The sequence below is a fragment of the Pseudomonas sp. PDM31 genome, assembly GCF_019218965.1.
GTDB lineage: Bacteria > Pseudomonadota > Gammaproteobacteria > Pseudomonadales > Pseudomonadaceae > Aquipseudomonas.
This window is the reverse complement of sequence record NZ_JAHUWS010000009.1, coordinates 194385-207376: the sequence shown is the minus strand read 5'-3', so window position 1 is coordinate 207376 and position 12992 is coordinate 194385. Positions and strand designations below refer to the sequence as shown.

The 12992-nt window shown below is 58.2% G+C and carries 11 protein-coding genes and 1 pseudogene; 11 read left to right on the top strand and 1 reads right to left on the bottom strand.

The window, feature by feature from the left end; all coding sequences use genetic code 11:
• Positions 1-5 precede the first annotated feature (5 nt).
• The 5 genes from motD to KW839_RS18985 all read left to right on the top strand — a co-directional run bounded on the left by motD (position 6) and on the right by KW839_RS18985 (position 3781).
• Positions 6-896: a flagellar motor protein MotD gene (gene motD, locus KW839_RS19005; protein WP_060541428.1), complete on the top strand. Its 891-nt coding sequence runs from the start codon at positions 6-8 to the stop codon at positions 894-896.
• 43 nt (positions 897-939) lie between these two features.
• On the top strand, positions 940-1728 hold the full coding sequence (locus tag KW839_RS19000) for a ParA family protein (protein WP_060541429.1): 789 nt from the start codon (positions 940-942) through the stop codon (positions 1726-1728).
• 141 nt (positions 1729-1869) lie between these two features.
• Complete coding sequence (locus KW839_RS18995; protein ID WP_218425174.1) at positions 1870-2820, top strand: CheW domain-containing protein; 951 nt, start codon at positions 1870-1872, stop codon at positions 2818-2820.
• Between the two features lie 82 nt (positions 2821-2902).
• Complete coding sequence (locus tag KW839_RS18990) at positions 2903-3388, top strand: chemotaxis protein CheW (protein ID WP_060541431.1); 486 nt, start codon at positions 2903-2905, stop codon at positions 3386-3388.
• Positions 3389-3781 carry a DUF2802 domain-containing protein gene (locus KW839_RS18985; protein ID WP_060541432.1) on the top strand — a complete coding sequence of 131 codons (393 nt, stop codon included), beginning with the start codon at positions 3389-3391 and terminating at the stop codon, positions 3779-3781.
• A gap of 385 nt (positions 3782-4166) precedes the next feature.
• On the opposite strand, the pseudogene KW839_RS28165 reads toward KW839_RS18985, so the two are convergent.
• Positions 4167-4286, bottom strand: a pseudogene (locus tag KW839_RS28165) (flagellar biosynthesis protein FlhB); the annotation flags it as partial.
• Positions 4287-4538: 252 nt separating this feature from the next.
• Between KW839_RS28165 and KW839_RS18980 the strand changes: the two are divergent.
• The 6 genes from KW839_RS18980 to KW839_RS18955 all read left to right on the top strand — a co-directional run bounded on the left by KW839_RS18980 (position 4539) and on the right by KW839_RS18955 (position 12939).
• Positions 4539-4793, top strand: a complete 255-nt coding sequence (locus KW839_RS18980; RefSeq protein ID WP_218425173.1) for a PAAR domain-containing protein — start codon at positions 4539-4541, stop codon at positions 4791-4793.
• A 9-nt stretch (positions 4794-4802) separates the two neighbouring features.
• Positions 4803-5882 (top strand): hypothetical protein, encoded by a 1080-nt coding sequence (locus KW839_RS18975; protein ID WP_218425172.1) that lies wholly within the window; start codon positions 4803-4805, stop codon positions 5880-5882.
• 35 nt (positions 5883-5917) lie between these two features.
• Positions 5918-8794, top strand: coding sequence for a type VI secretion system Vgr family protein (locus tag KW839_RS18970; protein WP_218425171.1), 2877 nt, complete (start codon positions 5918-5920; stop codon positions 8792-8794).
• A gap of 2 nt (positions 8795-8796) precedes the next feature.
• Complete coding sequence (locus KW839_RS18965) at positions 8797-10758, top strand: phosphatidylserine/phosphatidylglycerophosphate/cardiolipin synthase family protein (protein WP_218425170.1); 1962 nt, start codon at positions 8797-8799, stop codon at positions 10756-10758.
• Between the two features lie 72 nt (positions 10759-10830).
• The gene (locus KW839_RS18960) at positions 10831-11793 is read left to right on the top strand and encodes a DUF6396 domain-containing protein (protein ID WP_218425169.1); all 963 of its coding nucleotides are present in this window, start codon (positions 10831-10833) and stop codon (positions 11791-11793) included.
• Between the two features lie 81 nt (positions 11794-11874).
• Entirely contained in the window at positions 11875-12939 is a 1065-nt protein-coding gene (locus KW839_RS18955; protein ID WP_218425168.1) for a DUF6396 domain-containing protein, read from the top strand.
• Positions 12940-12992 lie beyond the last annotated feature (53 nt).

Sequence of the window (12992 nt, the reverse complement as noted above, 5' to 3'; positions counted from 1 at the left end):
ACCTCATGGCCCGTCGTCGCCAGCATGAAGAACATGTAAACCATGAACGTTGGCTGGTTTCCTATGCCGACTTCATCACCTTGCTGTTCGCCTTTTTCGTGGTGATGTACTCCATCTCGTCGATCAACGAAGGCAAGTACAAGATCATCTCCGAGGCGTTGATCGGGGTCTTCGCCGATAACGACAGCGCCCTCAAGCCGATCCCGATCGGCGAAGAGCGGCCCAAGACCGTGACCCCGGCCAAGCCCCTGGTCAAGGACAGTGAGCAGGTCGATGCCGGCGTCGCCGGTGCCAGCGATCCGCTCAAAAGCATCGCCGACGACATCAGTGCGGCCTTCGGTGACCTGATCAGTTCCAATCAGATGACCGTGCGCGGCAATGAGTTGTGGGTCGAGATCGAGCTCAATTCCAGCCTGTTGTTCGGCAGCGGCGACGCCATGCCCAGCGACATTGCATTCAATATCATCGACAAGGTGGCGGCGATCCTGAAACCCTTCGACAACCCGATTCACGTCGAAGGCTTTACTGACGATCAACCGATCCGCACCGCGCAATACCCGACCAACTGGGAGCTGTCGTCGGCCCGTTCTGCAAGCATCGTGCGCATGCTCGCGATGCAGGGGGTGAACCCCGGTCGCCTGGCCTCGGTGGGTTACGGTCAATTCCAGCCGGTGGCCAATAACGCGACCGCCGAAGGTCGCGCACGCAACCGCCGGGTGGTGTTGGTGGTGTCGCGCAACCTTGATGTGCGCCGCAGCCTGACGGGCACCGGCACCGCTCATGCGCAACCGGATGCGGCATTGAAGCGTGCTGGCACACAAACTGCACCGACCCCGGCCAAGGCGCCGGTACGAGAGAGTGCCGTCAATTCTCCGTCACCCGCATTAACACGTTGAGCTATTTCTCGGTTGGTTCATTGGGCCGGGAGGAACAATCCGAATGAGAGTCTGGGCAGTCGCCAATCAAAAGGGTGGTGTTGGTAAAACCACTTCCTCTATCGCCTTAGCCGGTTTGCTGGCCGAAGCGGGCAAGCGCGTGGTCGTCGTCGACCTCGACCCCCACGGCTCCATGACCAGCTATTTCGGTTACGATCCGGACAGTCTGGAACACAGTAACTACGATCTGTTTTTGCATAAGGGCAGCGTGCCCCAAGGCTTGCCCGGCCAGTTGCTGCTGTCGACCAGCGACAAGCGCATCTCCCTGTTGCCGTCCAGTACCGCCCTGGCCACCCTTGAACGTCAGTCGCCGGGCCAGAGTGGTCTGGGGCTGGTGATTGCCAAGAGTCTGGCGCAGCTGTGGCAGGACTTCGATTACGCGGTGATCGACAGCCCGCCCTTGCTCGGTGTGTTGATGGTCAATGCCCTGGCGGCGAGCCAGCAACTGGTGATCCCGGTGCAGACCGAACACCTGGCGGTCAAAGGCCTGGAGCGCATGGTCAACACCCTGGCGATGATCAACCGGTCACGCAAACAGGCGTTGCCGTTCACCATCATTCCAACCTTGTTCGACCGCCGCACGCAAGCCTCCCTCGGGACGCTGCGGGTGTTGCGCGACAAGTTCCCGGAAGAAATCTGGCAGGGCTACATCCCCGTGGACACGCGGCTGCGCGACGCCAGCCGGGCCGGGCTCACGCCTTCACAGTTCGACGGCAAGAGCCGTGGCGTCCTCGCATACCGTGCGCTTCTCAAGCATCTGCTGACCGCACAACTTGTCCCGCAGGTGGCCTGAGATGACCTCGGCTTTTGTAGGAGCAAGCTTGCTCGCGATGGACGACAACGATAGCGCGGGCTGTCTGAATGATCGCGTTTTCCGGGAGTGTTTCGCAAGCAAGTGGAATCGTCGCTCCGTCGCTTCTGCAGGTGAGCGCTCATGAGTCGACTGGTCAACACGACATCGCGCCCGCAACTGGCGTTGCAGTCTTATCTGGACAATCTGCTGCAAGACGCAACCCTGGAGGCGTTCGAAGCGCTCCCCGTGGTGGAGGAAGTCGTCGAAGCGGTCAAGGCTATCGAAGAGCAGGGCGTACTGGATGAATTCCAGGCCGCCGTACTCGAAGAACAGGCACGTGACGCACAGAAAGTTGCAGTCGCCGTACCGCACGTTGCTTCTGCAGTTCCTGTGGCCAAGCCGGTAGTGACCGAAACTGCATCTCCCGTTCTGGCACCGGTTTCGACCATCGCGCCGCTGCTGCAAGCGCTAGTGGCGCCGGTGGTCGAAGTGCCGCAAGCCCTCGTGGAATCTTCGGTCGAGGTGCCCCAGGCCCTGGTACCACCGGTGGTCGAAGTGCATCTGCCACCGGGCAACACGCCGCCACCTGTGCAAACCGACGGTCGTCCGGCCTGGGCGGCAGAGCCTTTCGAATGCCTGCTGTTCGATGTTGCCGGGTTGACCCTGGCGGTGCCGTTGGTGTGCCTGGGATCGATCTATTCCCTGGCCGGCCAAGAGCTCACGCCGTTGTTCGGCCAGCCGGAGTGGTTCCTGGGCATCCTGCCCAGTCAGGCCGGCAACCTGAAGGTGCTGGATACCGCGCGTTGGGTCATGCCGGATCGATACCGCGACGATTTCAGGCAGGGCCTGCAATATGTCATTTCGGTCCAGGGCTACGAGTGGGGTCTGGCGGTGCATCAGGTCAGCCGCTCATTGCGCCTGGACCCGAACGAAATCAAATGGAGAAGTCATCGAGGTCAGCGGCCATGGCTGGCCGGCACGGTGATCGAACACATGTGCGCTTTGCTTGATGTCGCCTCGCTGGCCGAATTGATCGCCAGTGGCGGGGCAAAGCAAATGGCCGGCGTCAAGCCGATCCACAAGCACACATAAGCCGAATAACAGACTAGCGACGCCACTCGATGGCGTCGCACGGAACACACACCGCCAGGGCGGTTTTTTGAGGGGGCAGGGTATGAACGACAAGGCAACGGCGGCAAAGGGTTCCGAAGATCCGATCCTGCAATGGGTCACCTTCAAGCTGGACAACGAGACCTACGGCATCAACGTGATGCGCGTCCAGGAAGTGCTGCGTTACACCGAAATCGCCCCGGTTCCCGGTGCCCCCAGCTACGTGCTGGGCATCATCAACCTGCGCGGCAACGTCGTCACCGTGATCGACACCCGCCAGCGCTTCGGCCTGATGAATGCCGAGATCAGCGACAACACCCGTATCGTCATCATCGAAGCCGACAAGCAAGTGGTCGGGATCATGGTCGACAGCGTGGCCGAGGTGGTTTACCTGCGGCAGTCGGAAATCGAGACCGCGCCGAACGTCGGTAACGAAGAGTCCGCCAAGTTCATTCAAGGCGTGTGCAACAAGAACAACGAACTGCTCATCCTGGTCGAACTCGACAAAATGATGAGCGAAGAAGAATGGTCGGAACTGGAGAACATCTGATTGATTCTCGAGGTTGCGGTCATTGTCCTGTTCCTGTTCTGGGCAGGCACCCTGGCAATGTTCCTGGCGTACATTCGTGCCCAGAAACTGATTGCCGCACAACAGGCCAAGGGCGATGTGCTGCGCGAACAGCGCATCAAGGACCTGGCCAAGCGCGTTGACGATTATCAGAACGGCAATGTGCGCATGGGCGAAGACCTGCACGAACTGCGCTCGATCGTCGCGCCGCTGCCGGACAAACTGGCCCAGCTGGAACAGCGCGACCCAACCAGCCTGTCGTTCGCCCAGGCGGCGCGGCTGGTCGGCATGGGCGCCAGCGTTGATGAACTGACTCAGTCCTGTGGCTTGACCCAGGCTGAGGCGGAGTTGATGAGCAAGTTGCACAAACACTGATAGAAATCTGTAGGAGCGAGCCTGCTCGCGATGGACGTTAACGATGACGCGGGTCTCCTGGAGAAACGCGGCGCTCATACCTCCATCGCGAGCATGCTCGCTCCTACAGTGGTTCTATGTCCGGCACAGAACATGTGTTCACCGCAGATTAGCTGTGGAGGCGCAGTTGATGAGCAAGTTGCACAAACACTGATAGAAATCTGTAGGAGCGAGCCTGCTCGCGATGGACGTTAACGATGACGCGGGTCTCCTGGAGAAACGCGGCGCTCATACCTCCATCGCGAGCATGCTCGCTCCTACAGTGGTTCTATGTCCGGCACAGAACATGCGTTCACCGCAGATTACCTGTGGGAGCGAGCCTGCTCGCGATGGCGTCCTCGAATCCTCAGAAGTCTTTCCCGCGCTCGGTAATGTCCTTGCCGACCATCAGCGCATCCGGATCCTGCCCCACCGGAAACTTCCCCTTCAAACTCCAGGCAGACGCATTGATCTCGGCAATCGAAAGATCAGGCTCCTGCGCAATACCCCCCCTCTGCGCGTCTGCAACCTCAACCCTCCACTTTCCTGAACAGGCACTTAATGATCTCGTGCAGTTTCGCACACGAGAAAAGGACCACGTGGTCCTAGGAATCGGACTACTTGATTTGAGGAATGTGCCGACTTGAGGCAATCGGCCTCCGTCATTACCGTGCGGTGCATGTATGTGCACTTGTTTCTGGGCTGATGTCCTGCCCATGTTCAAACGCGGAAGCTCACCATGCGCCCAATCATTGTTATCGACGATCCGACCTCTGCTGGAGGGCGGGTGTGTGAAGGCTCGCCCTGGACAGATATCAACGGTCTCGCGGTTGCCAGAGTCGGAGATCGCGTCTTGTGTCCGCACGGGGAATGCATGATCGCAAGTGGTGATGAAACACTGCTGGTCGATGACCGGGCGGTTGCTCGTGACGGGGATCTGACCTCCTGCGGTGCAAGGCTGATAGCGACGCAAAAGGACACTGGCCTTCTCTAAGGAACAGAGATGAAAAAACGAACAAGTATCTACGATCGGATCTCCGAACGACGGTTGGCAGCGCAGGAGGCGCAACGCCTGGCGGACGCGGCATTTCCCAGGGGGGATTTTGCCTCCAACTGCGTCAGCATTGCACAAGCCTGGGTCTGGCTACCTTGCGGCGCCTATGACGCACCTTTGCCGGTGAGCGAACTGGCAGGCAAGCGTATCGACTTCTCTCACGACCCACGTCTGCTAGATGCCCGCGCAATGCGCCGGCCCATTCGCCGTCTCGCCACTCCCGCCGAAGGTTTGCCGGCAGTCGAGGTGCTTGCTCGTTGCAGCGAAATTCTGCAGGGCGCCATGAAAAAATGGGCGCCGGCATTGCGCGAATCAATCGACTGGTCGAACACCCAGGTTGTGTTGTTCGCACCCGGTGCGGTCGATGCGATGGACTGGATAGAACGAGTCGTGAACCTGTGGCCCCGTGAGCTGATGCCGCTACGTGGTTTCGACCTGCAGACCCAAGCCCCCGCGCAGTGGTTGCCCGAGGTCCTTGGTCACACTGCCGGGCCGCAATACCTGTTATGCCTGAGTCTGGACACTTGGGTCTGCAAGGAACAGGCGCCGTGTCACGCAGCGGATGAGATAGCCGGCGAAGCGGTCAGCGCGGTGTTACTGCGTCGCCAGCCGAAACTTGCGGACCCTCGGACCGACAGCGCTTTGAAACTGTTTGCGCCGATCCAGCTGGATCACCCGGCGCGCACTGCGCAGGCGCGTACCGATACACAAACCCTCGAGCGCTTGATGGCAGAGCTATGTGAGCTCACGACCATCGATCCGGCGCGGGTCAGCGTGTTGATCGCAGAGGGCGCACTGGATGGCAACCGCCTCTCTCAGCTCAGCGAATATGCCCGTAATTCCTTGCCTGGCCTTAACTTCGAGCAACAGGTTCGCCTCGACACAATGGGTGGCCGGTTCGGACCTGTCACCGAGCAATGGGTGCAAATCGGCCTCGCCTGGCTGATCGCAAGCGCTGAACCTGGCTGCGCCGTGTGGGTACTGGAACGCAGGTTGTCCGACCAGACCAGGGGCTGGCTGATCGGCTGAAACCTCATGGATTTACGAAACAGGGAGTTTGAACAGTGAATTCAATTACAGACATAGCATGGGGCTCCTTTGCCCAGCCGTTGAGCCAGGCTGGACGACTGTTGCAACTGACGACGCCCCAAGGGCAGGACCTGTTCGCGCTGCGAGCCCATGCCCAGGAGCGGGTGGGCCGGGTGCCTCGCTACACGGTTGACGTGATCAACCAGGCCACGGAGTTCGACCCGGAACAACTCATAGGTCAGGCGGTGCAACTGAGCATCATGCTGGACGACGGTAGCTTGAGCCCCAGGCATGGTTGGGTGGAAAGCGTGCGATACCTGGGAAGTGACGGCGGCCTGGACGACTGGCAACTGGTCTTCGCGCCCTGGTTCAGCCTGCTGGAGTACCGCGTGGATTGCCGGATCTGGCAGGACGTGAGTCTTCCCGACATCCTCGCCCAAGTGTTCCAGCACTACAGCCAGGCACGGGGCGGGTACCGCTTCGAACTGTTTCGGGAATATCCGCTGCTGTCCTACGTCACCCAGTTCAACGAGACGGACGCCCATTTCGTGCAGCGCTGGTGTGAACAGGAGGGTTTGTACTGGTACGTGGAGCATGCGCTCGATAGCCACTGCATCGTCTTCACCGACCATGGCATTTTTTTGCCGACCTTGGACCCGCCCGCCTTGCGTTTTCATACGCAACAGGCCGCTGACGACCAAGACAGCATTACCCAATGGAGCCCAGGTACCCGATTGCACAATGGCGTGGTGCAAGCAAGCAGCAACGACTACCGCTGCCATGCCCGCTCATTAATCACCCAGACCCCAGCGCTGTCTGCATCTTTGGCGCCGCCGGCCCTGGAGCGTTATCAGTACCGTGGGCAATACGCCTGGCAAAACATGGACCATGGCGATTGGCTGAGCCGTGTGCAGATTGAGCAGGACGAATCGGCTGCCAGGCGAATCCATGGGCGAGGTGGCGTGCGCCAGATGCAGCCCGGTTATGGTTTCGAACTGACCCAACATCCGTTGTATGAACGCAAGCCGGTCAAGGAGCGTGAGTTCCTGATCATCGCGGTCGAGTTCTTCGCCCAGAGCAACCTGCCGGTTGGCACGCAGCGAGTCAGCCCGCCCGGTAGCCTGAAAGCGCTTTTCGAGTCCGGGCAGGGGGCGGCGACGCTTGCAGCGGGTAACGAAGGTTTCTACCAGAACCGCTTTGAGACCCAGCGCCTGGACATCGCTTATCGCAGTCCTTTTGCCCATGCCAAACCGGCCAATCCCGGCCCGCAGACCGCCGTCGTCGTGACCCCGAGCGATCGCGAGGTATTTACCGACAATCTCAACCGTATCTGCGTACGTTTTCATTGGGACCGTCTTATTAAGGATGGCGAACTGGGCTCGTGTTGGCTGCGCATGATGCAGGCCAGCAGCGGCGAAGGTTGGGGAAGTGTGAACGTGCCGCGCTCAGGGGAAGAGGTTGTGGTGACGTTCCTCGACAACGACATCGACCGTCCCGTGGTGATGGGCCAGGTCTATGGTGGACACAAGCCGGCCTGGCACACCAGCGGCTTGATGAGTGGGTACAAGAGCCGGGAGATCAAAGGATCGGGCTACAACCAATGGGTGATGGATGACTCCACCGACCAGGTACGCACCCAGATCCACAGCAGTCATGGCCACAGCCAGTTGAACCTCGGTTATCTGATCGACCAGCAGGGCAATCAGCGTGGCGCCCTGCGCGGCACAGGTTTTGAATTGCGCACTGATGCCTACGGTGCCTTGCGCGCACAGCAAGGTCTGTATCTCAGCACCTGGCCTCGCAACAATGCACAGGGCGGCCAGGTCGATGTCCAGGAAGTCCGCACGCAACTGACGAACGCACAGGAGCGGGTCAAGGCATTGTCCGAGGCCGCTCGCCAGCACAATGCCCTGCCCATGCAGGGAGGTGTCGACAGCCTCGATCAACTTAACCTCGATACTCGGCTGGACTATGGCAACGAAGGCCAGTACATCGTCGATCCTCGCCGACAACCACGCAATGGCGGCGACACCGATGCCGCGATCAGCAGTGGTGGCCGTGGTAGCACGGCCGGCTTGCACAAGCCGCTGTTGATCGCTTCCGCGCCCGCCGACATCGTCACCGCGACGCCGCAAAATACCCATGTACATAGTGGCAAGCAATTGACCCTCTCGAGCGCAGAGGACATCAACCTGGCCAGCGGCCAGTCATTGCTGGCCAGTGTTGCCCAAAGCATCAGCCTGTTCGCCAAGGCAGCAGGCGCCAAATTGTTCGCGGCCAAAGGCAAGATTGAAATACAGGCGCAGAGCGATGCCATCGAGCTCACGGCCCAGAGTAGCGTGCGTATCACTTCGACCGCACGCTCCGTCGAGATTGCCGCTCAGGATGAAATCCTGCTCACCAGCGGCGGCGCCTACATCCGCATCAAGGACGGCAACATCGACATTCATGCCCCCGGCACGGTGGATGTAAGGGGCGTGAAGAAGTCCTTCAAGGGCCCGGCACAACTCAATCGCGACAACCCGGCGTGGCCGGCAGGGTCGGTCAGGCAGTCGCTGATGTTGGCGGTTGGCAACAGCAGTGCAGCAGGTTTTCAGCCGTGGGCGGGCATGCCTTACACACTCTTTGCCGATGGGGTACAGACCGCAAGCGGTGTCATGGACGCCACTGGCCGCATTGCTGTCGACCACCACGTCACCACCGCCCGTTATCACATCGAACTGGCCAACGGTGTCAGCTACGAGGTGCCGGTGGGCGGCGACTACCTGGGAGAGCCGGGCAATGCCGAACGGGCCAACCAGGGTTACCACCGTCATGAGCGCCAACCTCAGCCGGGCGATACGCCGCTGGACAGTTCCAGCCGGTTCCGCCAGGCCTACACCCGATTGAACACTCCAGAATCGAAGGCTTGAAGATGACCCTACCCACGATCAAAGTGCCGATCGCCACGAGCAAGACCACTTCATGCCAGCTCAACCTGCCGTGGTTCGTGCAGTGCACCGAGTACGACCCGGCGCCCGCCACCTTCGAGCCGCTGGTGAACGGCGAGCGCGCCTTCGGCTCGGTATATGACGCCATCGAGGCCGCCAAAAGCAGCGTGGAAATCATCTGCTGGGGCTTTCAGCCGTCGATGCACTTCAAACGCGGCAAAACCAGCTCCCTGTGCATTGGCGATCTGCTGATCAAGAAAGCCCATGAAGGTGTTCAAGTCCGAATCCTGTGCTGGTACGACACGTTGCGCCTCGCCCAGACTTCTGAAAACCCGACGCCCGGCGACAACGTATCCAACTGGTTCGGCACTTACCGGCAGAACCGCAACGACGCGCAAGTCGAGTATGACAAGCTGTGGTATCGCCAGATCCGGCTGGCCTACACGGGCGCCGAAACCGGCCCCGTCGAGCTGGGCCAGCGTTTCTTTCGCTTGATGCGATGGGGCAACGATCTCTCCCCTGGCACCAAGAACATTGAATTCGTCACGCGCGACTTCAGCTTGCTGGAGCGTGCAGAGATTGCCTGGCGCCTGACCTTTAAGGCGTTGGACAAGGATCGCGACACGACCAACAAAGTCATGAGCTCGGTGGCGATGGTTGCCGAGCCGAGCCACCACCAGAAAATGGTGCTGGTGGACTACGAGCAACCGCAGATCGCTGTCGGGTTCGTGATGGGGCACAACACGCTGGATGCCTATTGGGACAATGATGATCACAGCCATGTGCGACACCATGCGCAGTTCGGACGCAACGGCGAAACGCCCCGGCAGGATATTTCCAGCCGAGTGAGCGGTCCGGTGCTTGAGTTCTTGAACGACAACTTCTGCGCCGCCTGGAAAAAAGAAACCCGCGTCGACCTGTTGGGCCCTCGCCAGCACATCGCTGAACAACTGCGCGTGCGCCCAGGCTATGGCCCTGCGGTCATGGCGCAGATACTCAGGACCCAAAGCCAGGAAAACATCCGGGACATCGAGAAGGTCTACCTGAAGGCCGTCAATAACACGACCCGATTCATCTACATCGAGAACCAGTACTTTCGCTGGCCACCGCTGGCGGACAAGATCAAGAGCGTCGTGCAAAACCTTCTCAACGGGGGCCGTGATCTTGAAAAGGACGGGCCGGTGTATCTGTTCGTCGTGACCAACTCCTCCAGCGAGGCCATGGGCGATGGCTCCGTCAATACCTTCCGCATGTTGAAGCGCTTGGGCCGCCCGCAGTTGATGCCGGGTGTCGCCAGGGCCGAGCGGCGTGACGATCTACTGGCCGACCTTGCCCAAGCCAGGCTGGCCGAGCGCCTGGCTTCCATCAACGCAGGCATTTTCAAGGATCAACGCGATACCGATCACGACCAGACGGCGGCTCGGTACTACGAAACCTTGAAAGGCAAGCTGGAGCAGGCACGCGCCAGGGTCGCACAGCTTGAAAAGGAGTTTCCCGAGAAGGATCAGGCCGTCATTTCGCCTACGGAAATTCCCGGACTGAAAGTGCACATTTGTACCTTGGTGGCACCTGATTCCCCTCCCGAAAACTGGATGGATGTGTATGTGCACAGCAAGTTGATGATTGTCGATGACGTGTTTACCACGCTGGGTTCCGCGAACATCAATACCCGCAGTATGCAGGTGGATAGCGAATTGAATATTTGTATTGAGGATCCTGCGGTGACGAGGCCGTTGAGGGAGCATTTGTTTGGGGTGCATACGGGGGGGAGGGCGACGGGGGATGATATGTATGAGGTATACGATAAATGGCAGGACATAATTAATCAGAATAGAGATCGCAAAACTAATGGGGCGCAGAAACAAAAAACAAAAATATGGGAGGGTCCGATCGCATCATTAATTGAATTTATGCAGGAAAGCCCGATCAGGAAGGATTGGGACTGAGCGATGAATAGAGTTGTAGCTGTTTTATTTTTGTGTATCTCCATGTCGGCTTGTTCAAAAAAGGAAGAAAAGATGCCCGATGTTACGCAGATGGATTTTGCCTACAGTAGATTGGAATTTGAGTGTGTGCACGAGCGCGACTCGTTACCGGTTTTGAACCAAGACGCAGACGTGCTTTATCGGTACGGACTTTACTTGGAGAAGCGTCAGGGGCAGAGAGATAACGACGAGATTACCCGTTTTTATCGCATCGCGGCGGCATACGACCACTACAAGGCAGCGGCTAATCTGCAATTTTTGCTGTCAACTGGGCAAGCTAGCTCTCCTGATCCCAGCAAGGAGACGATTGATTTGGTCGAATACTATATTGCATTGGGCATTCCTGGCGCTTACTACGATATGGCGCATTACCTTGAATTAGGTTATGGAGTTAAGCAGGATGTTTCCACGTCCAAAGCCTACTTTCGGCGAGCGGCCGATATGGGAAGTCCGGAAGCGCAGTATTACATAGGTAGGCTGCTTTCCTACGTGCCTAATACGGCCGATATCATGCTGGCAATGTACAAGTGCGCAATGGAACAGGGTAATCGTTTGGCGGGTAGAAGTTACGCAAGTTACTCGAAAGTCTTAGGGGCTTTCCAAGAGTCGCTCGAAGGTTACCAATCTGCAATTCGAAACGGCGACGCAAACAGTGCTGGCAATCTTGTAAGTGCTTTCGCAGGCCCCCAGAGGTCTGATGAGCTTTACTACTTGGCTCTGCAACAAGATGACGGGCGCGTCGATCGATATAAAAAAATTCAGTATTTCCTAAGGCGCCACGAGCATCTCGGTGCAAAGATTCCCGATCTGGATGACATCGTCCCACTCCCACCTGCGACCCTCCCCGAGTGGGACGGTACCTTCCAATGGAAACGAGAGCGTGACTCGGCTGTTCCAAACATTCCTTCAGCAGAGCTGATCGAGAAACTCAGCGCCGAAAAGGGACTTGATCCCGCCACGGGGTTGCCACTGCCAAAACCCACCGGGAATACCTGACCGTTACCGTCGGGGCGCGAGTTGGGCAGTTCGGAGGAAGTGAGAAGATGATGCGTAATTCATTAATTGTCGAGTGAATCTATGCCGGGCAATTTAATAAATAATCGGGCGGGGGCGAGTAAGCTGCTAGTGGCATTGTTCAGCTTCTTGATGATCATGGCCTGCTCAAAAAAAGAAGAGCAGGTGCCTGATGCCGCGTCGGTGGACTTTGCCTACAGTGGGCCGGAATTCAAGTGCGTATATGAGCGCGATTCCTTGCCTGTGTTGAACCAGGACGCGGACGTTTTCTATCGGTATGGTCTTTACTTGGAAAAGCGTAAAGGGCAGAAGGATTACGACGAGATCGCTCGTTACTATCGTATCGCGGCTGCACACGATCATTATAAGGCCGCGACTAATCTGCAGTTCATGCTGTCAACCGGACAAGCCCGCTCTCCTGACGCCAGTAAAGAGGTCATCGACCTGGCTGAATATTATGTTGCTCAACATATCCCGGGGGCTTATTACGACATGGCGCATTATCTGGAACTGGGTTATGGCGTCAAACAGGATGTCGCAGCCTCAAGATCCTATTTTCGGCGAGCGGCCGATTTGGGGAATCCGGACGCCCAATACTATATAGGCAGGCTTCTATCCTACGTACCCAATACGGCAGAAACCATGCTGGCGATGTACCAGTGTGCGATGGAACAAGGTCATCGCGCGGCGGGAAGAAAATACGCAATTTATTCGCAAGGATCAGAGCTGTACCAAGAAGCTCTACAGGGCTTCCAAATAGCAATTCGCAATGGCGATGACAGTAGTGCTAGTCAACTGGCGAGTGCCTTCGAAGGGCCGCCAGCGTCCGATGCACTGTACTATCTGGCTGTTGAGCAAGATGACGAGCGAGTCGATCGATACAATAAAATTAGCGATTTTCTGACCCGACACGAGCACCTAGGCGCAAAAATGCCTGATCTGGATGACATCGTCCCACTCCCACCTGCGACTCTCCCCGAGTGGGACGGTACCTTCCAATGGAAACGAGAGCGTGACTCGGCTGTTCCAAACATTCCTTCAGCAGAGCTGATCGAGAAACTCAGCGCCGAAAAGAGACTTGATCCCGCCACGGGGTTGCCACTGCCAAAACCCACCGGGAATACCTGACCGTTACCGTCGGGGCGCGAGTTGGGCAGTTCAGAGGAATTGAGTAGATGATG